The sequence below is a fragment of the Gemmatimonadota bacterium genome, assembly GCA_039715185.1.
Classification (GTDB): domain Bacteria; phylum Gemmatimonadota; class Gemmatimonadetes; order Longimicrobiales; family RSA9; genus DATHRK01.
This window is the reverse complement of record JBDLIA010000028.1, coordinates 1-20,930: the sequence shown is the minus strand read 5'-3', so window position 1 is coordinate 20,930 and position 20,930 is coordinate 1. Positions and strand designations below refer to the sequence as shown.

The 20,930-nt window shown below is 70.1% G+C and carries 17 protein-coding genes; 7 read left to right on the top strand and 10 right to left on the bottom strand.

Annotated elements, in window-relative coordinates; translation table 11 throughout:
- Positions 1-164: 164 nt before the first annotated feature.
- Genes ABFS34_07175 through ABFS34_07145 form a run of 7 tightly spaced genes read left to right on the top strand, consistent with a single transcriptional unit; the run spans position 165 to position 9,506 of the window.
- Positions 165-2,111: a hypothetical protein gene (locus tag ABFS34_07175; protein ID MEN8375215.1), complete on the top strand. Its 1,947-nt coding sequence runs from the start codon at positions 165-167 to the stop codon at positions 2,109-2,111.
- A complete protein-coding gene (locus ABFS34_07170; protein MEN8375214.1) occupies positions 2,108-3,310 on the top strand; it encodes a tetratricopeptide repeat protein in 1,203 nt (400 codons plus the stop codon). The genes ABFS34_07175 and ABFS34_07170 overlap by 4 nt, the downstream gene beginning before the upstream one ends.
- Complete coding sequence (locus tag ABFS34_07165) at positions 3,310-4,845, top strand: fibronectin type III domain-containing protein (protein MEN8375213.1); 1,536 nt, start codon at positions 3,310-3,312, stop codon at positions 4,843-4,845. The genes ABFS34_07170 and ABFS34_07165 overlap by 1 nt, the downstream gene beginning before the upstream one ends.
- 7 nt (positions 4,846-4,852) lie before the next feature.
- A complete protein-coding gene (locus ABFS34_07160) occupies positions 4,853-6,469 on the top strand; it encodes an FAD-dependent oxidoreductase (protein MEN8375212.1) in 1,617 nt (538 codons plus the stop codon).
- Positions 6,459-7,316 carry an acyltransferase gene (locus tag ABFS34_07155; protein ID MEN8375211.1) on the top strand — a complete coding sequence of 286 codons (858 nt, stop codon included), beginning with the start codon at positions 6,459-6,461 and terminating at the stop codon, positions 7,314-7,316. The genes ABFS34_07160 and ABFS34_07155 overlap by 11 nt, the downstream gene beginning before the upstream one ends.
- The gene (locus ABFS34_07150) at positions 7,313-8,197 is read left to right on the top strand and encodes an ABC transporter permease (protein ID MEN8375210.1); all 885 of its coding nucleotides are present in this window, start codon (positions 7,313-7,315) and stop codon (positions 8,195-8,197) included. The genes ABFS34_07155 and ABFS34_07150 overlap by 4 nt, the downstream gene beginning before the upstream one ends.
- Positions 8,187-9,506: an ABC transporter ATP-binding protein gene (locus ABFS34_07145; protein MEN8375209.1), complete on the top strand. Its 1,320-nt coding sequence runs from the start codon at positions 8,187-8,189 to the stop codon at positions 9,504-9,506. The genes ABFS34_07150 and ABFS34_07145 overlap by 11 nt, the downstream gene beginning before the upstream one ends.
- Positions 9,507-9,643: 137 nt before the next feature.
- On the opposite strand, the gene ABFS34_07140 is transcribed toward ABFS34_07145, so the two are convergent.
- The 10 genes from ABFS34_07140 to ABFS34_07095 form a co-directional block, all read right to left on the bottom strand.
- Positions 9,644-10,606 carry a glycosyltransferase family 2 protein gene (locus ABFS34_07140; GenBank protein MEN8375208.1) on the bottom strand — a complete coding sequence of 321 codons (963 nt, stop codon included), beginning with the start codon at positions 10,604-10,606 and terminating at the stop codon, positions 9,644-9,646.
- Positions 10,603-11,490, bottom strand: a complete 888-nt coding sequence (locus tag ABFS34_07135; GenBank protein ID MEN8375207.1) for a glycosyltransferase — start codon at positions 11,488-11,490, stop codon at positions 10,603-10,605. Before ABFS34_07135 ends, ABFS34_07140 begins: the two co-directional genes overlap by 4 nt.
- Positions 11,487-12,497, bottom strand: coding sequence for a sulfotransferase (locus tag ABFS34_07130; GenBank protein ID MEN8375206.1), 1,011 nt, complete (start codon positions 12,495-12,497; stop codon positions 11,487-11,489). Before ABFS34_07130 ends, ABFS34_07135 begins: the two co-directional genes overlap by 4 nt.
- Complete coding sequence (locus tag ABFS34_07125) at positions 12,494-13,729, bottom strand: glycosyltransferase family 4 protein (GenBank protein MEN8375205.1); 1,236 nt, start codon at positions 13,727-13,729, stop codon at positions 12,494-12,496. The genes ABFS34_07130 and ABFS34_07125 overlap by 4 nt, the downstream gene beginning before the upstream one ends.
- Positions 13,726-14,655, bottom strand: coding sequence for a polysaccharide deacetylase family protein (locus tag ABFS34_07120; protein MEN8375204.1), 930 nt, complete (start codon positions 14,653-14,655; stop codon positions 13,726-13,728). Before ABFS34_07120 ends, ABFS34_07125 begins: the two co-directional genes overlap by 4 nt.
- Positions 14,652-15,398: a methyltransferase domain-containing protein gene (locus tag ABFS34_07115; protein MEN8375203.1), complete on the bottom strand. Its 747-nt coding sequence runs from the start codon at positions 15,396-15,398 to the stop codon at positions 14,652-14,654. The genes ABFS34_07120 and ABFS34_07115 overlap by 4 nt, the downstream gene beginning before the upstream one ends.
- Positions 15,399-15,796: 398 nt before the next feature.
- Positions 15,797-17,446, bottom strand: coding sequence for a PIG-L family deacetylase (locus tag ABFS34_07110; protein ID MEN8375202.1), 1,650 nt, complete (start codon positions 17,444-17,446; stop codon positions 15,797-15,799).
- Positions 17,447-17,564: 118 nt separating this feature from the next.
- On the bottom strand, positions 17,565-18,668 hold the full coding sequence (locus ABFS34_07105; GenBank protein MEN8375201.1) for a glycosyltransferase family 1 protein: 1,104 nt from the start codon (positions 18,666-18,668) through the stop codon (positions 17,565-17,567).
- 22 nt (positions 18,669-18,690) lie between these two features.
- Positions 18,691-19,527 carry a methyltransferase domain-containing protein gene (locus ABFS34_07100; protein MEN8375200.1) on the bottom strand — a complete coding sequence of 279 codons (837 nt, stop codon included), beginning with the start codon at positions 19,525-19,527 and terminating at the stop codon, positions 18,691-18,693.
- The coding region (locus ABFS34_07095; protein MEN8375199.1) for an asparagine synthase C-terminal domain-containing protein at positions 19,524-20,930 on the bottom strand (1,407 nt) is incomplete at its 5' end. The genes ABFS34_07100 and ABFS34_07095, both read right to left, overlap by 4 nt.

The following is a 20,930-nucleotide window of genomic DNA, read 5'->3' as shown; positions in this document are numbered from 1 at the left end:
GCGCGACACTTCGATCGTCGGTGTGATGCGGAGGTGCGCCCCGGAACGCCGGTTTTGGCTACCGTGGTCCAGCGCTTGCCGCTAACATAGAAGGGGGCGGAAACCGCCCCTCGAAGGCGCCCGCGCGACGGTGGGCGCCCCCCTGCGACTCCACCGACGCCGCGATGTCGAAGGATTCCCCCCCGCCCGCGGGCGAGGGCTCCCTACCCGACGCATCAGGAGGCGACGACGCGCCCGAGCGGCGCGACGCCGCGGGGTCTCCTTTTGTCGATCTGACACCCGCGATTCGCCCCGAAGAGCCCGGCCGCAGGCACCCCTTCGATCACCTGCCGAGGGTCCTGCTGCCCCTGCCGGCGGACGATGAAGCTCCACTCGGGTCCGGACCCGTGCCCGCGGCCCCGTGGCCGCTCGATAAGCCGCGTCGCCGGCGGTGGCCTCGTTACGCCGCGATCGCCGCGGTGGTGCTCGGCTTCGGCGCGGCGGCCGTACTGGTCGGCGGCGGCTTCGAGGGCGATCCGCTAGCGGGGTCGCTGGAGCCCGGCGCGGTGATCCCAACCGACCCGCGGGGCCTCCCCGTCGTGGCCGCGCCCGGAGACGCGACAGACGCCCCGGAGGCCGTTGCCGACTCGGCCAGCCCGACCGCGCCCGCCGAGGGCGTGGACCTGGTGGCGGCCACGCTGCGCGCGTCGGGCAGCGCGCAGAGCGTGGCGCCAGGCACCCGGCTGGCGGATTCGGTGGCCGTGCGCGTGCTGGACGGTGGCGGTCGTCCGGTGCCCGGCGTGCTCGTCGCTTTCATCCCGGCGGAGGGCAGCGGAGGCGTGTCGCCGACCAGCTCGCGCACCGACGCCACCGGCCTGGCGCGCGCGTCGTGGAGACTGGGAGCGCGCGCGGGGGGCCAGACGCTGGTCGCCCGGCTCGGAGACGACGGACGCCGCGAGGTGATCTTCCGCGCCTTCGCGGTGGCGCCGGCGCTGGCGGCCGCCGAGCCCCAGGCCGTGGCCTCGCCGGGGCCCGCGGGGGGGGATCCGACCCAAGGCCCGGAGGGCAGCGAGGCTCGGCCAACCGCCGCGGCGAGCGCGGCCCTGGCGGTGCGCCCCGGACTCGTTCCGGGCGGCACCTTCACGTGCCGGGTTGGCGAGGACGGAGACCTGCGCTGCTGGGGCGACGACACCAGCGGCCAACTCGGGCGGCAGCTGGCGGATGGGTTGCGGTTCGCCACCGCGGCCGCGGGGGTACGCCACGCCTGCGCGCTGACCGACGCCGGAGACGCCTACTGCTGGGGTTCCAACGGAAACGGACAGCTCGGCGCGTCGCGGACCGGCGCCGCGCTGGACGGGCGCAAGGTCGAGTCCCCGGTGCCCCTGCGCTTGATTGCGGCGGGGCTCGGGCACAACTGCGCCGTGGGAATCGACTCGCGCGGCTACTGCTGGGGCGGAAACGACACCGGACAACTCGGCGTCGGGGGCCTGGACGACCGCTCCGCGCCCTCGGTCGTGTCGTCTGAGGTGCGCTTTGGCGCGATCAGCGCGGGTTGGCTGCACACCTGCGCGCTGTCGCTCGAGGGAGCCGCCTACTGCTGGGGACGCAACCGCTACGGCCAGGTGGGAGACGGCTCGACCGCCACGCGAACGCGTCCCAGGGCGGTCGCCGGGGGGTTGCACTTCGGCGCGCTGGCGACGGGTAGCGACCACTCGTGCGGGCTCGCTTCCAACGGCGTGGTTCACTGCTGGGGGCGCAACCACTCGGGGCAGTTGGGTACGGGCGACATGGCCGACCGCGACGCGCCCCAGGCGGTGTCAGCGGAGGTCTCGTTTCGCGCCATCGCGTCGGGCGGCGTCCACGTGTGTGGGCTCAGCGGCGACGGCGTCGCCTACTGCTGGGGCAGCAACGCCTACGGTCAGCTCGGCGACGGCACCACCGAGCCCCGCGTCGAGCCGAAACGGGTAAGCGGAGACCTGCGCTTCCGCCAGCTCTGGGCCGCCGGCGCGCACACCTGCGCCTTGGCCACCGACGGCCGCCAGTACTGCTGGGGTTACAATCGTCACGGCCAGCTCGGAGACCGGAGCCGCGACAACCGATCGACCCCGACGCGGGTCTCCGGGAGGCCATGACCGTGATCACGGCCCGTCTTCAGATCGCCACTCCGCCCGTCCGCGCGCTCGCCTTGCTCGGCGTTGCCGGCGCGCTGCTGGGCGCTCCGGCTTCTCCCGCCAGCGCTCAGCGAGATCTGTCCGGCGACCTGAAGCCGCTCCCCACCCCGGTATCGGTGTGCGAGCGGCTGGGTCCGTTCGGGGCGGGAACGGCGACGACGGCCGACAGCGATCGGGCGGTGGCGCTGCTCGGCCAGGCGGACGAAGCGGCGCTGCTGGGCGAGGCGGACCGTGCCACCGATCTGCTGCGTCGCGCCGCCGCGCTGGACCCCGCGGCGCCCGAGGTCGCGTATCGGCTGGCGCGCGGCCTGGAGGACGCGAGCGATCCGGCGGGCGCGGTATTCGAGTACTGTCGATTCTTGGCGCTGGTGTCGACCGGCGCGCAGGCCGAGGACGCCGTGGAGCGCCTCGCGACCCTCGCCGAGGCCACGCCGCCGTCAGTCGACGGGCGCGGCCAGGCGGCCTTCTCCCTGGGGCTGCAGAGGGCCGGGGAAGGGGACATCGCCGGCGCGGACGCCGCCTTCTCCAACGCCGTGACTCTGGCCCCCGATTGGCCCGAGGCCTGGTACAACCGGTCGCTGGTGCGGGCGGAGGCCGCGGATACGGCGGGCGCCCGCGCGGACCTGCGGCGGTACCTGGAGCTGCGCCCCGACGCGGACGACCTGGCTCCGGTCGAGCTGCGGCTCGCCGCGCTGGAAGCGCCGCCGCCTCCGCCGGTCGTGCAGCCGTCCAGCCCCGCGGTGCAGCGGACCGGTTTCGCGGCGAACGCCGTATTCCCCGGTCTGGGTCAGTTCCGATCGGGTCGATACGGCGTCGGCGTCCTGGCCCTGGCCGCAGCGGCGGGTGCGGTGGCGCTCGGAGTCATGAGCGAGCGGCAGACGGTGAGCTGCATCGTCCTGCCAGTGGGTGGCGAATGCCCGGCCGGGCAAGTCGTGGGCACAGCCACGGAGCGTCCGTACCTCGCCGCCGGCATCGGGGCGGCCGCCCTCGTATCCGTTCTGGGCGCCCTCGAGCAGCACCTCTGGTCTTCGGGAGCCGGCGCGGGCGGGCCGCGCCTGGGGCTGTCGGTGGAGACCGAGGCGGGGCGGATCGAGCTGGGCCCGGCGATCGGTGCGGGGGGAGAGGGTGTGGATCTGTCCTTCGTGCGCATGAGGTTCTGATGGTCGTATCGAGCAAATCCGGACCGTCCAGAGCCGCGGCCGGCATGATCTGCATGGCGGCGGCCCTGTTGAGCTGCGATGAAGTGGTCGTCGAGCCGGTGCCGGTCGCGGTCGTGAGCGTGACCCCGGGCTCGCTTGCGCTGGACATCGGCGCGACGCGGCGGCTCCAGGCGACCGCCACGGATGCGTCGGGCAACGCCCTGCCGCGTCCCATCACGTGGCGCTCGGCGGATCCCTCCATCGCCACGGTGGACGGCAACGGCCTGGTGAGCGCGCTGGCCGAGGGGACGGTGGACATCACCGCCGAAATGGGGAGCGTCGACGGTTCGGCCACCGTGTCGGTATCGTCCGTGCCGGCGGTGGCGGTCGATCCCGCGACCGCCACCGTCAGCGCCCGGCGGCGCGGCCTGCCGTCCGAAGAGGTCGCCGTCGCGGTCTCCAACGCGGGGGGCGGAGTTCTGTTCGGCTTGACCGTCAGCGTCGCGTACGATGGCGGTGGCCCGAGCGGATGGCTGGAGTCGGAGTTGGACGCTCAGTCCGCGCCCACGACGCTGCGCCTGCGCGCGCTTCCCGGAGAGATAGCCGAGGGCAGCTACGGAGCGCAGGTGACCGTATCCGGTGCGGGCCCGGCGGTGGCCGCCGTGCTGGAAGTGACCTTCCAGGTGGTTTCTTCAGCCCCGACACCTCCCCAGGGCCTGGTCGCCAACGGGGTGTCCGAGACGGAGATCGAACTGTCCTGGATCGACGCGTCCGACGACGAGGAGACCTTCAGGATCGAGCGGCGTTCGTCCTTGTTCGCTCCGTGGGTAGAGGTCGGCGTGGCGGCGGCGGGCGCGACCTCCCACACCGACGGTCCGCTTACCCCCGGCACCACGTACGCGTACCGCATGAGGGCGTGCAACGCCGCCGGGTGCTCTGACTACGTAGGCCCGGTGGTGGCGGCGACGCACGCCCCGCAGGGGGCACCGGCGGCGCCGAGTGAGCTCACGGCGACCGCCACGTCGGCGACCGCGGTGAGCCTCGAATGGATCGACAACGCGTCCAACGAGGAGGAATTCCGAGTGGAGCGGCGGCTGGATTCGTCCGACGCGTTCGAGCTCGTGGGCACCACGGATCCGAACGTCCCCGCCTTCATGGACGAGGCTCTCGCCGCCGGCACGGGATACGTGTACCGCGTGCAGGCCTGCAACGCCGCCGGCTGCTCCGGTTTCTCCAACGAGGAGCCGGTGACCACCCCGGCCGCCGCGCCGCCGAACCCACCGACCGACCTGGTCGCCACGGGGCTGTCCGAGAGCCAGATACGGCTCGACTGGGCCGACAACTCTGCGGACGAGACGACCTTCGAGTTGGAGCGCAGGAACGGGTCCGGGGGCGGCGGCTGGAGCCGGATCGCCGAGCTGGGCGCGGACGTGATTACGTTCACCGACACCGGATTGCCCGAGGAAACCAAGTTCGATTACCGAGTGCGCGCCTGTAGCTCGGCCGGGTGCTCGGCCTACTCCAATCGGGCCGACGGCACGACGCTTGACGGATAGTCTCCCCGTGCGAGCACTCAGCGAGGGCTTCTCCGGGGAGGAATTCGACCTGCTGGTCGTCGGCGGCGGGGTCACCGGCGCTTGCATAGCGCGCGACGCGGTGCTCCGCGGACTGTCCACGGCGCTGGTCGAACGCGCCGATTTCGGCGCGGGTACGTCGGCGAACAGCCTGAAAATACTTCACGGAGGCCTGCGCGATTTGCGCCGCCTCGCCGTCGGCGCGGTTCGGTCCGGGGCCCGCGAACAGGCCGGCTGGGCGCGCATGGCGCCGCACCTCGTCGACCCGCTCCCCTTTCTCCTCCCCACCTACCGCGGTCCGAGCCAGGGCCGGCTGGCGCTGCGCGTCGCGCTCAGCGCGGCCGCCGCCCTGTCGCCCGTCCGCGCGCGCGACAGGCCGTTCCCCGGCTGGCGGATGCTCACCCGCGATCAGGCCCGCGCGCACGTGGCGGACCTGCCCGGGGACGGGCTGACCGGCGCCGCGCTTTGGCACGAAGGACAGATGTACTCCGGCGCCCGGCTGGTCTTGGCGCTGGTCCAAGCGGCCGTGGCGGCCGGGGCGCGGGCGGCCAACCACGCCCAGCTCGAAGAGCTGCTGCGGTCCCCCGACGGTTCGATTCGCGGCGCTCGCCTGCGCGACACCCTCGACGGCGGGACGTGGGAGATCGGGGCGCGCCGGGTGGTCGTCGCCACCGGGGCTACCGCGCGGTCGCTCAGCGGTCGCCTGCGGGGGGCTCCCGCGCGCCGCGTGCGGCATTCGTTGGCGCTGAACGTGGTGCTGCCGGACCTGGGCTACCGCGTCGCTTTCGCTCTGCGCAGCCGCTGGAACGGCGCGGCCCGGCAGCTCCTGTTCGTACCCTGGCGCGGGCGCACGATTCTGGGCACGGGCCACTATCCCTTCGACGGCGCCCCCGAGGCGTTCGACCCCGCCTCACAGGACCCGACGCCGCTCCTGGCAGAGGCCAACGCAGCGTGGGACGGACCGCGCGTGCGCGCCGAGGACGTGCTGCTTACGCACGCGGGACTCCTCCCCGCGGCGGCTGGCGACCCCGGCCGGGTGCGGCTGCTGCGTCGTCCGCTCGTGCGTGATCACGCGGCCGACGGCGCGGCGGGGTTGGTCAGCGTGGTGAGCGTTCGATTCAGCTACGCGCGCAAGCTGGCGGAGTCCGTTGTGGACGCGCTGTGCCGTGAGCTGCGGGGCGCCGACCTGCGCCCCGCCGATTCGTACCTTCCGCTGCCGGGAGGCGAGCCGGCCGAACCCGGGCGCGCCGACGCTGTCGAGGCCGCCGCCGGCGTGGCGCTCGCGCCGGACGTGCGCGACCACCTGTTGCGCTGCTACGGTTCGGGTGCCGCCGCGGTAGTCACGGCCATGCGCGAGGTGAGGGATTGGGACAGGCGCGTGGTGGCGGGAGCGCCTGTTATCTTCGGGCAGCTCGTGCACGCGGCCCGGCACGAAATGGGCCGCACCGTGGACGATCTGCTGTACCGGCGCACCGAGCTCGGGCCGCGAGCGCTCGTGGACGACAGGGCGGAGGAACTCGCCGCCGCCGCGCTGGCGCTGGCGCGCGGCGACCACGGCGTCATCGCGCAGGTCATGGGACGGGTGGGAGACGACGATGGAAGCTGACCCGCGAGAGGGGCAGGGGGGCGGCGAAGCCGAGGGGCGCCTCGCGCCGGCGAGCGACGCCGCGACGCCGCTCATCGAGCACCTCAAGGGCGAGGGGGCGTCGGCGCTGGCCAAGTATCAGGCGATGTTCGTCGGCAGCACGTCGCTTGGCGCGCTGATCGCCTACGAGGCCGTCGTGGCCATGCTGGGGCCGGTGCCCGGCGGTTTCGGCCTCGCTCTCCGCAAGGCGCTGCTGCCGCACCTGCTCGAGGGAGCCGGGCGCAACCTCCTCGTGGGGCGCAACGTCACCCTCCGCTGCCCCGGACGCATCCGCGTGGGCGACAACGTGACGCTCGACGAGGGCGCCGTGCTGGACGCCAAGGGCAGCGGGCCGAACGCCCGCGTGCGCCTGGGCAGCGACGTGCTCATCGGCCGCAACAGCATCCTGAGCGGCACGGACGCGTCGATCGAGTTCGGTGACTTCGTGTCCATGGGGCCCAACTGCTACCTGCGCACCGGTAGCCACATCACGGTCGGCTCGAACGTCTCCATCGGCCCCTACACCGCAGTCATCGCAGGCGAGCACGCGTTCGCTGATCTGGACACCCCCATTCTCCACCAGGCGCGCCTGTCGAGGGGCATTACGATCGGCGATGGGGCCTGGCTGGGGGCGCGCGTGACGGTGCTCGACGGGGTGACGATCGGCGCGAACGCTGTGATCGGCGCGGGCTCGCTGGTGCGCGAGGACGTGCCACCCGGGGCCGTAGCGGTGGGCGTGCCCGCGCGGGTCGTCCGCCACCGGAATGTGGGGACTGAGCGCGAGGCGGCCGCCGAAGGGCCGGAGGTCGCGGGGGAGTTGCCCCGATGAGCGTTTCACACCTGGACGCTTCGGTGGCTGCGCAGCCGGATCGGGCGGCAGGTCGCGAGTCGCTCCACGTGGAGGTGATCCGTCCGCCGCGGAGGTGGATGCCGCTGGACCTCGCCTCGCTGTGGCGCTACCGGGAATTGCTGTTTTTCTTCGTCTGGCGCGACATAAAGGTCCGCTACAAGCAGACCCTTCTCGGGGCGTCTTGGGCTGTGCTGCAGCCTTTTTTCACGATGGTCGTGTTCAGCATCTTCTTCGGCCGTCTCGCACGAGTGCCCTCCGACGGAGTGCCATATCCCATCTTCAGCTTCGTTGCGCTGGTTCCCTGGAGCTTCTTCGCTACGGGCCTTGTCCAGTCGGCCAACAGTCTGGTGTCCAACCGAGACTTGATCACGAAGGTCTATTTTCCGCGGCTGACCGTGCCGATAGCGGCCGTGCTGGCGGGCCTGGTGGACTTCGCGATCGCCTTCCTCGTGCTGATCGCGATGATGGCCTACTACGGGATAGCCCCGACTGGGAACGTGGTCTGGATACCCGCGCTTCTTCTCCTCGCGACGGTCACCGCTTTGGGAGTGGGCTTCTGGCTGTCCGCCCTGAACGTGCGCTACCGAGATATCCGGCACGCGCTGCCGTTCGCCGTTCAGGCATGGCTCTTCATCACTCCGATCGCATATCCAAGCAGCCTGCTCGAAGAGCCCTGGCGCACCCTGTATGGCCTCAACCCCATGGCGGGCGTGGTCGAGGGCTTTCGCTGGACGCTTCTGGGGACGGACTCGGCTCCCCCCGGTCTGGTCCTGGCCTCGGCGTTGGTAGCGCTGCTGCTGTTCGTGACCGGGGCCTTCTACTTCAGGCGTGTGGAAGCGGGGTTCGCCGATGTCGTCTGAAGGCACCCGATACGCGATCCGCGCTTTCGGTCTGGGCAAGCGCTACCGGACCGGTAAGCTGAAGGGTCGACACAACACACTGCGCGACCAGATCGCCGCCGCCGGTCGCAATACGACGGCGTGGGCGAGGCGGGTGATCTCTGGCGACGGCGCTTCATCCACCGACGTGATCTGGGCGCTCCGGGACGTCAGCTTCGATGTCGTCGAGGGTGAGGCCGTCGGCATCATCGGCAGCAACGGGGCAGGGAAGAGCACCCTGCTGAAGGTCCTCTCCCGCGTCACCGCTCCCACGGAGGGGCGCGGGGAGGTCCGCGGCAGGGTCGGGTCGCTGCTCGAGGTAGGCGCAGGTTTCCACTCCGAGCTCACCGGAAGGGAGAACGTCTTCCTCAACGGCGCGGTGCTCGGCATGAAGCGTAGCGAGATCCTCGACAAGTTCGACGAGATCGTCGCCTTCGCGGGCATAGACCGCTACATCGACACCCCCGTGAAGTTCTACTCGAGCGGCATGTACCTGCGACTCGCCTTTTCGGTGGCCGCCCACCTCGAACCCGATATCCTCGTGGTCGACGAGGTACTGGCCGTGGGCGATGACGCGTTCCAGCGCCGCTGCATCGCCCGCATGCACGACCTCACCACGGATCTGGGCCGTACTGTGCTCGTGGTAAGTCACGACCTGCGCGCGATCCGGCGCCTCTGCGACCGCTGCGTGCTTCTGGATCACGGCCGCATCAGCGCCATCGGCTCGACCGAGGAGGTGGTCGCCCAGTACGTCCCCGATGGCACCACCTCCTCGACGGGCAGGTGGATCGAGCTTGATACGGCGCCGCGGCGCGGTTCGGGGCAGGCGCGTTTCGGCGCCGTCCGGTTCGGCAAGCCCGGTGACGGAGGCGTTGCCCCCGATAGGCCGCTGGAGTTCGAAATCCTCGTGGAGGCTTCCGAGCCCCTCACCGCGCGTAGCCTCTCGCTGACGCTATCTCCTCCCGGCGGCACCTGCTTGCTCAACCTGGACGCCGCAGACCTGAGGCTCCGGGCCGGTCGCAACACAGTGCGCGTTGCTCTGGAGAGGCTGCACCTGAGGCCGGGCATCTACCAGGGCGGACTCTGGCTAGGCGACGAGGCGGGGCGCGCGATCGACGCCGTCGACGTCGCGTTCCAGGTCGAGGTCGAGGGCGGGGTTGCGCCTCTGCCGAGGGGAGGGGCGCCGCGTGAGGGGGTCGTTTCAGCGCGCTATTCGGTTGCCGTTCAGGAGGCGTCTGGACCGGGAGCCGGTCACGGAGCGTCCAGCACGAGCACCACCGCAGCGGATTGAGCGAGAGAGCGCGGGTTGCAGACGCCCCGGCGGCCCGATGTCACCAGCGCGGTGCGCGCTGACCGCTGGTGGCTGCGCCGAGGGCCGGTGTGGCGGCGACTGAGGAGGTTCTACTTGAAGCGAACGGCGTTTGCCTATCAAGGCCTGACCCGACCCCACACCGCGTCCAACGCCCCCCTCAGTAGCCCGCCGATGGCGCGGGCGTTGCCGCGCCGGATCTCCCTGATCCCGGCGCGAGCGAGACCGAGGGGCGCCCCGATGGCGAGAAAGCCCAGCCAATCCAGAGCTGAAGCGTGCCTTCGCATCAGGCGAAACCAGTTGCGCGCCTTGCCCCTAGCATATGCGGCGGTATAGGACTTTCCGACGTAGGTGCGGTTGTACTTGTGGTACGCTACCGCGGTAGGGACGAAGAGCGATTCGTGGCCCGCCTCCCGCACGCGCAGCGAAAAGTCGAGATCCTCGGGTCCGTAGGGGTTGAACGTCGTGTCGAAGCCGCCCAGTGCTTCGAAGACGGCGCGCCTCGTCAGGGTAGCGCCGCCCGCCGCTACGCAGGGACGCACGCTGTCGTACTGGCCCCGGTCCTCCTCGCCGATGCCGACGGGGCGGGTACGCCCCAGCCAGAACCGGACGTCGCAACCGCCGCCGTCGTTGAGAATCGACGGTTCGGTCATCATGCGCAGCTTGGCCTGCGCCTGGGCGAGCGCGGGGTCGTCCCGGAAGGCGCGGGCAAGCTCCCGAACGAAGCCCTTCTCGACCACCATGTCGTTGTCGAGGAACAGCAGGTGCGTCGGGGCCCAGAGCTCGGTCGCAAGCCGCGCAGCCGAGTTGCGCCCCCCGGCGACGCCCAGGTTTTCACCGGCAAGCTCGTAACGCGCCGATGGGTACCGGCGCGCCATCTCCCCAGCTGTGTCGATACCCGTCCCGTTCTCCCAGACCAGAAGGCGGAAGGGCGGCTCCTGTTCCAGCGCCAGCAGACTGTCCAGGCACGCGAACAGGTCGTCGGGCTGATCGTAGGTCAGCAGAATGACCGCGATGCTCGGCTCTCGGGGAGTCGGAGCCGGCGGGGCGGTCGCTTCGGGCTCGCGCGAGCTGTCGATCATGCGTCGCGCGGGGAGCGCCCGAGTCCAGCGAGCACTCCTGGAATCAGGTAGCGCATGAAGGCCGAGCCGTGCGCGCGCATCTCCGGATCCCGGCCTACCACACCCCGCACCCAGCGCCGAGCGGCCCGCGCGGTATTGACACCGGCTCGGAGCGCGATGAACACGTCTCCGCGCCGAATGTGCTTGCCGTAAAAGCCGGCCTGACTCAGCGCGTAGGCGCGGTAACGGTCCCGGCGTTCGTCCTCATCGCGCCACGACGCGTGGGCTACAGCGACCTCGGGCGCGTACACGATCTGCACTCCGCGCCGCAACGCCCGGTAGGCCCAGTCACCGTCCTCGGCCGCCCGCAGCGACGGATGCTCGTCGAACGGGCCGACGCGCCGGTACGTGTCCAGGGAGAAAGCCACGTTGCCGCCGGCCAGCGGGTCGAACGTCAGAGACGGTCGTGTGGCCCGCCTTTCGGCGCCGGAGGTAGCGGTATCCACGTTCGGCTCCTCTCCGACCGACTCTACCCGGCCGGATACGATCGCATCCGGCTCGGCCCTAAGGCGCGCCGTTAACGCGGCGATCCACGTGGGCTCGGCGAAGCAGTCGTCGTCGGTGATCCCGGCAAAGCGGCCCGTCACCCGAGCGAGTCCCCGGTTCAGCGCCGAGGACCGCCCCGTGCCGGGATCGTCCGCGATATCCACGGTGAGTCCCTTGACACCGAGTTCCTCGACCCACTGCTCATACGGATAGGATCCGCCGCTCTGATCGGCTACCACCACCACCTTCGGCAGGACATCGCCGGCGGCGATCCGTCGCAACGACTCGAGGAGGATCGGTCGACCGACGGTGGGGATGACCACCGACAGGTCGTCCGCCACGGGCTTGCCGAAACTCAAGCTTCCCCGCGCTCCGCCGCCGTCCCCGGGTAGGCCAGCCGGCGTCTGGCCGAATCGGACGGAAGCACTCCGGCCCCATAAAGCCAGTCCAACTGAAAGCGCTCAACCACGTCCAGTATTCGCCGCACTTGCGTAGCGCCGAGCCGGCTCTCCCAGCGGTGCAGCTTGTCGGATCCAGCAACTACCGCGCTGTCCCCGTGAGACGTGAAGGACGGAGTCGATACCTGGTTTCGCTCGGAACCGCTCGGCGCCCGCCCGATGCCCCTGAAGATCCTCCTCAACTCGTCGTCCGGGGTGCGCACGAGATCCTCGTAGAAGACCAACTCGATCCCGTCACCGAGGCCTCGCGCGAGCGGGACGAGATGGTGCACGGCCCACGCGAAAGCGTGGCGTTCCTCGTCCGTCGCCAGGGCCCGGGCCCAGTCCGCCTGCTCGCGAAGATGATCCTCGACCAGGTGCTCGTCAGCCAACAGCGCCTCGAAGTCCATCGACGACTTCCAGCCGGCCTCCATCCGCGAGAGTACGACCGCCGCGGGGTGTCGCACGATCATGACCTTGGGGACCTCGGGTAGCCATTCGCGCAACCACCCGACGAGCAGGTTCGCCCTGACGCACTTCACGACGCGGCCGTCGGGGCGGAGCACTGTCGGCTGCCGATTCACCCAGGTGGTGTTGATCAGGCCGCCGAAAGCCCTTTGGCAGAAGTCCAGCAGTTCGTCGTCCGGCTCGTCCGGGCGCCGATACGGATGAAGACCGAAGCGACTGCCCCGCGGCACGCAGCTGGGGTGGAACGGTTCGAATACGATTCGGGCTCCGAGGCCGCTCGCGATCAAGCTTCCGAGCCATGTCGTACCGCCTCGCCCCGAACCGAATATCGCCACGGCGCGCTCGGGATCGCCACCCCTGTCGCGGTGGAGGAGCCGGTACGAGTAGACTCGGGCGCGTCTCGCAGCGTGCCACACGTTGGGGAGTATCGGCTGAAGCGGTGGCGCCTTCTTCACGTTCACGCAAGCTCCTCCTGCGCCGTCACACGAGCCGACACCCGCCGGAAGAGATCCTCGTAGGCCCCGATGACGGCGTTCGCCCCGAAGCGCCCGCGGACAGACTCCGCCGCCCTGGCCCCCATTGCCAGGGACTCCGGCCCGCCCGCCAGCAGGTCGGCCAGCGCCCGCGCAAGAGCCTCAGGATCGCCCGCGCGCACCAACAGGCCGCTGTCCCCGTCGCGCACGATCTCTCTCATGGCCCCCACCGGGGTGGCCACGCACGGCAACCCGCACGCCATGGCCTCAACGAGCGACAACCCGAACGCCTCGTTGCGCGACGGCAGCGCGAAGACGTCAGCCGCGCGCAGGTAGTCCTCTACCGCGTCGACGACGCCTGTGAAGCGCACGCTTTCTGCCATCTCGTGCAGATCCACGAATCCGCGGAGTTCGGCTTCGCAGTTGTGGATGTCCAGGCCCCCAGGCCCCACGAGCAGGAGAATCGCATCGGGGTGGAGGCGCAGCACGGAGCGCCACGCCTCGAGTAGCTCGGGCAGCCCCTTGTAGGACACGAGTCGCCCCGTGTAGATCGCCACCGGTGCCCTTGCGGGGAGGCCGAGCCGCCTACGCAGCGCGGCGCGGTCCTGCTCGGAGGCAGGTCGAAAGCGCTCGGTATCCACGCCGTTGGGAATGCGGTGGATGCGAGGGGCCGGCACGCCGTGAGACTCGTACTCGGTCGCTATGTCCTCGGAAATTGCCACCCAGGCGTTGGCCCCACGGAGCAGCCGGTTGCGCGCGGCGATGGCGATGCGCACGGCGGCGCTGTCGGTGCGCAACCGGAGCCTCCGCAGGCCGCGCTCGAAGAAAGCCCCTGAAAGCTCGCCATTATTGTCCGATTTGAGCACGCAAGGGACGCGCGCGGCAAGGGACGTGAGCCGGACCGGGATCCCTAGCACTCTCAGGCCTGAGACAAAGAGAACGTCGGCGCTTCGCAGGGCGCCCAGCGCGCCCGGCGGGACGCTGCCAACCAAGCCCCACTTGAGCAGGTGATGCGAGCCCACCGGGCCCACGCGCCGTACGCGCACGCCGAGCAGAACCTCGCGGCGGGGCAGGTCGCGGCTGGTACGGCGGGTCACGACCAGCAACCGGTGCCCGCGGGCCGCGAGGCCTTCGGCCAGCAGGCGCGCCTGGGTCTCCGCGCCTCCCACTTGCGGCGCGTAGGTCTCGGTCAGCAGGACGATGCGGAGCGCCCGCGTCACGGCCGGCTCCCGGGCCGAGCCGAGCCGGGAGCGCGCGCGCGGAGATGGGTGTCGAGCTCGTCCCCCGACCAGTCGAGAGCGGTGACGCGGGGCAGGCTCAGGAGGGGCGAAGCGGTTGTGCACACGCCGGGGGCGGCGGCGCAAGCGTAGTCGAAGCTGGCTTTCCCGGCGGCAACCACGCTGGCGCCGTCGAATCCGCCGTACGGGTACGACATACCGGGCACCGGTCGGCCGATGACTTCCTCCAGCACGACCTTGGCGCCGCCGATCTCCCGCTCTTGGCGCTCCCGAGTCAGGTCCGGGAGGAAGGGGTGGTTGCGCGTGTGTGCTCCGATCTCGACGAGTCCGCTGGCGGCGAGCTCGGCGACCTCGGAGTCGGTCATCGCGCGCGGCGGACGGCCCGAGGCGGTTTGCGTGCCAGCCAGCGCCGGCTCGGAGGCCAGCGCGTCCAGCTCACGATCGCGGGCTCCCGGCTCGGTGCCCCGCAGCCGCCGGTGCAGCGCGAAGAACTCGCCGGTGTCCGGGGCGCCGCGCCGCGTCGCCCAGAGGTTGGTGAGCCGGTCCCACCAGAAGCGCCGCCCGAGCTCGTCGGACACGACGAAAACCGTGGCCGGTAGCCCCGCTTCACGCAGCGCGGGCAGAGCCAACCTGAGGTTGTCCTCGTAGCCGTCATCGAAGGTGATGGCCACCCACCCACGCACGTCCCTGCCGGAGCGCAGCGCCCGCACGAGGTCGGCCATGGGCACGATCGTCCAGCGGTCGCGCAGCATGGCGAGCTGCTCCTCGAACCGGGCGGGAGTCACGCGGATCCCGAACGGATCCGGGCCATCGTCCTCGACTCGATGGTAGAGGAGGATGAAGGCCCCTCGCCGCCAACGGTCCAGCCGTCGACGCAGGAATCGCCGCGCCACGCCGACACCCCTCACGGGTTCGCCGACTCCGGGCCGACCTGGGCCCGGATTCCCACAATGACCGGAAACTCGGGGTCGGCGAGGTCCAACTCCGCGGCCGTCAACTCCTCGGCCGCCAGACCGTGCAGGAAGGCGGTGGCGCTCAGCACGTTGCCGTACAGGCTGACCCGGACGGCGTCCGGGCCGAAGTCGGCGCCGAACAGACGCTCCGCCGAACGGGGCGTGAAGCGCCAGTAGTCCCCGGAAGAGTCCTCGGGAGCTCCTTCGGTGCGCGAAATCGCGGGCACGGTGACGAGCAGGACTCCGCCCGGACGGAGGACCCTCCGGCACCCCGCTATTGCGGCCGCCACGTCGTCGATGAACTGGAGAACCTGGGTGCACACGAAGCAATCGTACGTATCCGCCGGTAGCTGCTCGGGTCGGGTCAGGTCAGCGACGACCGTGGCGCTCCCCTCGCGGTGCGGTAGCAGCGTGTCCACGCTTTCCACCGCGACGCCGAATCGACTCACGTACGTGTCGTCCTTCACCTCGAGGGCGCGTCCGCGAATGTCGCGGGCGTGGGCCTCCAGGAAGCGCTCAATGTAGTGGCGGTCGATCGGCGTGCCTCTGTCATACCCCCAGTTGGTGCTGATCGGCCGCGTCACCCGAAGGTCGCCGAAGTCGACCGAGCCAACCGGAGGGTGGACCGCCAGCCGCGTCAGGCGCCTGCGGATGGAGGACGGCACGAAGCGGCGGAAGAGGGACCGGGTGATACCCAATGTGTCAGCTCCGTCGCTCTCGCCCGGCGCCGCGCAGAGTGCGCCGCCGGGTGGTCGGCTCCCTCACCGCTGGACATCGGACGCAGGCTCTCACCGCCCCGTGCTCACCGAGAGCCCGCGGCATGGGTCCGATTCGAAATGCCCTATCGCTGGCCAACGCTGATCCCCGTGTTTGCGCGAGGTCGCGCGGCACTGGATTGCCGCACGCACTGGTTCTCAATCCTACTCCACATCGCGTGCCAGCCGGCGTCGACCCGATCGCGCGACTGAGCGACACCTTTCCCTTCGCGAAGGCCCCGGAATGGCGCGCGATTGGCCTCGCTCATGCGTTCGCGACACCGCACCGCGATCTCCGGGCGGCTGGTCTCGGCGCGACAGGCGATGTGGCAACGCAACGCTCACCTGCTCCTGAATCGGCTCACGACAAAGCGCGCGATGTCGGCTGCACTCGGGTCGCGATACAACATGCCACCGCTTCCACGGCTCGTCCCGGATCCGGTCTGCCCTTTGGCAAGAATCGCGTCGAGCAGGAGGTCTACTCCGAGCGCTTGGACCTCGCGGGAAACTGCGCCGTAGGACCGGCCGCGAATCCGGACCGCACCTTCGCGAATCACCTCGCCGGTGTCCAACCCGGTGTTGATCTTCTGGATCGTTACGCCGGCGCTCTTCTCACCGTTGAACATCGCCCAGAAGATGGTCTTCTTGCCCCTATATTCCGGAAGCTGTCCGTGGTGCACGCCCAGCGTGCCCCGCGTGGGAATATCGAACAGTTCGGGCTTCAGGATCGGGCCGCCGTACACGACCCCGATGTCCGGCCTCAACGACTCGGCCCACCGAAGAACGTCCGGCGCATGTACGTTCGGTGCGACTCGGAATCGACGTCGAAGGCGAACGCGTGTCGCTCGATCGGGTCCCGCGCGCTGCAGGTATCGCCGACCGTAGTCGGCCAGGAGCACCGCCGGCGCGAGCCATCCCCGCCGTCGCCAGGCGTCCACCATGCGCTCCCTGCCGCCGGTGCCCGATCCACGGCACAGCACGCCCGTGAGCTCAAGCTTCGGGTGCGCATCGACCCGGGCGAGGAAAAGCCATTCTGCGGGCAGGGGGAACGGGCTCGCGAAGACCACTACGCGCGTTGGCGGCGGGACCTCGCTGGCCGCGCCGTCGGCAGGCGCCAGCCGCCGGGATCGGCGGCCCCGCCGCATCGTGACAGCGCCATGGGCCATGTCGGCCGCCGTGTCCTTGATTTGCTTGAGCTTCGGCTCCAGGCGGTGCGTCACGCGTACCCAGGATCTAACGCCGGGCGCAAGGGGCGAGCGACCGCCCGCCTCCATCTTTGCAAACAGTTCGGGCGCCGTGCTCACTTCCTCCACCCGGCTCTGGGGGATGATGGCCCGCCGTTGTCCCGGTGCCCAGACGGTCGTCTGCGTGCGATAACACTCAAGGGCACGCCGCTTGTGCTCGGAGAACACGAGCGTTGCCGGCTCATGGATCACGTCCTCCCGCACGCAACGTCGCACGTCCCCGCCAGGCACCAGGCGCCAACGGTAGTAAACGAAGTACTCCCACAGCACCGGCCGTCCGGGAGCGCGACCAGCGCACGCGAGCGCCGCGCGATGCAACGCCAGGTGATCGGGGTGGCGGTCATAGCGAAAGGGTAGCAGCACGGAGCCGGGTCGCACGCCGTCCCACAAGCGACCGACGCCGCGTGTAAGCGACACTGTGTGGCGGGCGAGGCTCCCATCGGGCAGCGCGAGGAATGAAAGCCGATGCGCCGAAAGGCCCAAGGCGGCGGCGGCGCAGTGGGCCTCGCGAGCTCTCGACCGCACGACGGCTTGCGCGTCGTCCTCGCGTACGCGGGGAGACCGGGCGCCATCCGTGGCGTATAGGATGTGGATGGTCCGCCCGGCGGTCGCCAGCGCGGCCAAGAGGCGCCCGCACGCGAGCGTCTCGTCATCCATATGCGGCGCGAGAACGAGAACGGGACCCGGGAAGGCACCGAGCCCGCGCGCGCCCGGCTCTTGCTCGGTGCGGGGGGGCGCAGGTGTCACGGACGGCTCGAGGCACCGATGGGATTGGCCTCCACGGTCGCCGAAGGCTCGTTGCCGGCCCGCTCCGACGCGTCCGTGCAGTCCCGCACAAGAGCGCATTCCCTGCCCCGCGATCGGCTCACGCGGCCGCTGCCTCTATGAGGTCCAGAGTCTCTTGAGCGCATTTCTTCCAGCTGAAGATGCTGGAGCGTGCCAGACCCCGCTCCCCGAGGCGGTGGGCCAGCTCGGGATCCTCGAGCACCCTCTGCGTCGCCTCCGCGATCTCATCGGGGCGCGCTGGGTCGACGAAGACAGCGGCGTTGTCCGCGACATTCATCATGTCTGGCACCCTCGACGTCACAATGGGCGTTCCGCACGCCATGGCCTCCATGAGTGGGATCGATGCGGACTCCAGGTTGGAGGGATACAGGAAGACGTCTGCCAGGGAATAAACAGCAGGCAGATCCTCCTGAGAGATCCAACCGGGAAACAGGACATCCGGTCCATAGCTTTGCTCGGATACGCCGTAGTCCTCCGAGAATCGCTCGCAGCCCTTGCCCCCGATGACGAGTTTGCCGCCGGTCCGCAAATGCAGGAGGCGGAAGGCTTCCAGGATTCCCGCGATATTCTTGCGCTCGCCGCCGTTTGCCTTGGTCAGCGTGAAGACGAAACGGTCAGGCAGGTCGTAGCGAGCGCGGACTTCGGCCAGGCGATCGGGGTTCTCGACGCGCCTGAAATGGCTGGCCGGACCGAAATAGACGGTCTGGATCAGGCCATCCGGGAGGTTGAAGACTGCGTTGAAGGTTTCCTTGGTGGCCGGCGATACCGCCAGCACCTTTGTCGCCCGACGTAGGTAGAGGGGCATGACCAGCTTGACGTAACGCACGTCCCACTTCCCAAAGAAGTCCGTCAGAAACCAGCCCGCTCCGTGCAGCACCATGAGAGACGGACACGGGGCCAGAAGAGGGACCGTGAACTTGGGGTGGAACACCACGTCCACGCGGTCCCGCCACAGCCGCCAGGGAACCGCAATCTGGTCCCAAAGCGCTTTGCCCGGCGCGCGCACTACCCGCTCGGTAACGTTGGGATAGTGCGAAAACCGCCCTAGTTGCTCGGCGCTGCGGTACAGAAGCACGTAATGGTTGTGCCTGTCCAGCGCCAGCAGTTCCTCTGTTAGGTTGCGCGCGTAAACGCCGACCCCGCCTCTTTCATCCAGTGCGCGCAGCATCAGGCCGATTCGCATGGGTGTGTCCCCCTACCGCCCGCTACACCTTGACCGCTGTGACGGAGAGTTTGTAGGCCCACTTGAGCGCCGTGCGTTCGGGCAGCGCGTTGTAAAGCGGCTTGAAGCCGTAGTGATAAAGCGCAGCCTTGAGCCCGCTTCGCTTCGCCGGCAGCGCCCTGTGGTGCTCGTGCGTTGCTTCCTCGATCCGGAAGCCCTTGAACATGGCGAGGATTTCCTCGTCGGTATAGAACTGGTTCACCGGCGGGTCCTCTTCCTTGTACTCGATGTTCTCGCGGCCCAGCCGGTGGATCGTCCACATCCACGAAGGCTTGCGGTAGAAGTGCGAGATGATCGCCCGGCCGCCGGTCTTGAGCACCCTCCGCGCCTCGGCGATGGCCCTCTCGGTGTTTCCGGTGGCGTGCAGCACGCCGTTGGACCAGACCGCGTCGAAGGTCTCGTCGGGGAACGACAGAGAGAGAGCGTTTTCCACGCGCACGTCGTCCGCCCGCACACCCTCGACTTCGAAATGGCGCTCGGCGATGCGGACCGCGTTCGGAGTCAGATCCGTCGCCGTGACCCGCACGCCGCGCTTCAGGAATTCGAGGCTGTCGTAGCCCATGCCGCAGCCGATCTCGAGCAGCGTCTTGCCCCGCAGCCCGGCCGACTCTCGCTCGATCCGGTCCATTATCCAGGGGAACTTGTACGGATTCATCCAGGGCCGGATGTGGTCGAAGAACGCCGGCGTCCCGACCTCGATGCTCTCATCCGACACGTACTGGAACCCCAGCGTGTGGGCGTCCCAGTAGTCCCTCACCGACGCGCTGGTCCGCTCGAGCTGCGGATCCAGCGCGGCCTCCCGCGACCGTGTCCCGATCATGCGTTCACCTGTGCTTGGGGCGACCGGGGGACGGTCGCCGGGTCATCGTCGACGAAGATGCGATACCACGCATCCAGATTCAGGAGCATCCAGAGACGGACGTGGTGGTCCTCGCGTCTCGCGAGGTGTTCCCGCACGAGCCGGTCCAGGGCTTCTTCGCGGATCCACGCCGCCCGCACCAGGGGCCCGCGCGCGAGGGAGTCGCGCACTGTGTTCAATCGATCCCGGTCCAGCCAGAAAGCGACGGGGAACATGAACCCCTGCTTCGGACGTGAGACGATCTTGGCGGGAAGCCAGTCACGCACCGCGCGCCGGAGCGCGATCTTCGTTCTGCCGCGCTCGGCTTTCAGGCGGGCGGGCATGCGAGACGTGAATTCCGCGAGCTCGTGATCCAGCAGCGGGGCGCGGGCCTCCAGTCCGTGCGCCATGCTCGTGCGGTCGGCCAGCATGAGCGTGTGCTCGGGGAGGCGCGTGAGCAGGTCCGCCGAGATCATGCGGTGCAGCGCATCCCGGGCGTCCGCGGCGCGGAACGGCTCGGCCACGGCCGCCTCGGCGTCGGCGCCCTTCAGGGGCCCGGCGAGCGCGGGTCCGTACAGCCACTGCTTCTCCGCTTCTCCGAAGCGGAAGAAGGTCGTCATGCGCGCGTACCGCCGCGCGGGGTCCGCGGCGGACACGGCGTCCAGCCAGCGCGCCCTCTGGGGCAGGCTCTTGTAGCCGAACTCCTGCGGAATGCGCCGGATCATGGGTCGTAGCACGCCCTCCCGCAGCCACCTCGGCAGGGCCGCGTATCTGCCTACCCTGTCGAAAGCCGCGTACCGGTCGAACCCCGCGAACACCTCGTCGCCGCCGTCGCCCGTGAGCACCACCTTGACGTGCCGGGAGGCGAGCCGCGCAGCCTCGAACAGGCACGCGGAGATGGGATCGGAGGGCTCGTCGAGCGCTGCCACCATACGGCGGACATCGCCTATCAGGCCGGGCCCCACGGAGTCCTCGTGGTGGGTCGTGCCGCAGTGCGCCGCGACCGCGCGGGCGTGCTCGCGCTCGTCGAAGGTAACCTCGTCGGACCCGACGCAGAACGTGGCGAACGCCGCCTCTGAATTGCGCGCCATTCCCGCCACCACGGCGCCCGAGTCGAGTCCCCCCGACAGAAAGGCGCCCACCGGCACGTCGCTCACCATGTGCGACCGTACCGCGTCGTCCAGGCGGGCCTCCAGCTCCTCCACCCAAGAGGCGTCCGAGCGCGACTCATCGGGCGCGAACGAAAGCCCCCAGTAGCGCTCGGTCCGCACCTCGCCGTCGCGCCAGAAGAGCAGGTGGCCGGCCGCCAGCTTCCGCACCCCCCGCAGCATCGTCAGGGGCGGCGGGATGCAGCGCAGAGACAGGTAGTAGTCGATCGCCACGGG

What these genes read in the sequence shown, in the direction of transcription:
- ABFS34_07170 (MEN8375214.1), top strand. Translation starts at nt 2,108, where the DNA reads ATGACCGTGATCACGGCCCGTCTTCAGATCGCCACTCCGCCCGTCCGC.
- ABFS34_07150 (MEN8375210.1), top strand. Translation starts at nt 7,313, where the DNA reads ATGAGCGTTTCACACCTGGACGCTTCGGTGGCTGCGCAGCCGGATCGG.
- ABFS34_07155 (MEN8375211.1), top strand. Translation starts at nt 6,459, where the DNA reads ATGGAAGCTGACCCGCGAGAGGGGCAGGGGGGCGGCGAAGCCGAGGGG.
- ABFS34_07105 (MEN8375201.1), bottom strand. Translation starts at nt 18,668, where the DNA reads ATGCGAATCGGCCTGATGCTGCGCGCACTGGATGAAAGAGGCGGGGTC.
- ABFS34_07145 (MEN8375209.1), top strand. Translation starts at nt 8,187, where the DNA reads ATGTCGTCTGAAGGCACCCGATACGCGATCCGCGCTTTCGGTCTGGGC.
- ABFS34_07100 (MEN8375200.1), bottom strand. Translation starts at nt 19,527, where the DNA reads ATGATCGGGACACGGTCGCGGGAGGCCGCGCTGGATCCGCAGCTCGAG.
- ABFS34_07175 (MEN8375215.1), top strand. Translation starts at nt 165, where the DNA reads ATGTCGAAGGATTCCCCCCCGCCCGCGGGCGAGGGCTCCCTACCCGAC.
- ABFS34_07165 (MEN8375213.1), top strand. Translation starts at nt 3,310, where the DNA reads ATGGTCGTATCGAGCAAATCCGGACCGTCCAGAGCCGCGGCCGGCATG.
- ABFS34_07140 (MEN8375208.1), bottom strand. Translation starts at nt 10,606, where the DNA reads ATGATCGACAGCTCGCGCGAGCCCGAAGCGACCGCCCCGCCGGCTCCG.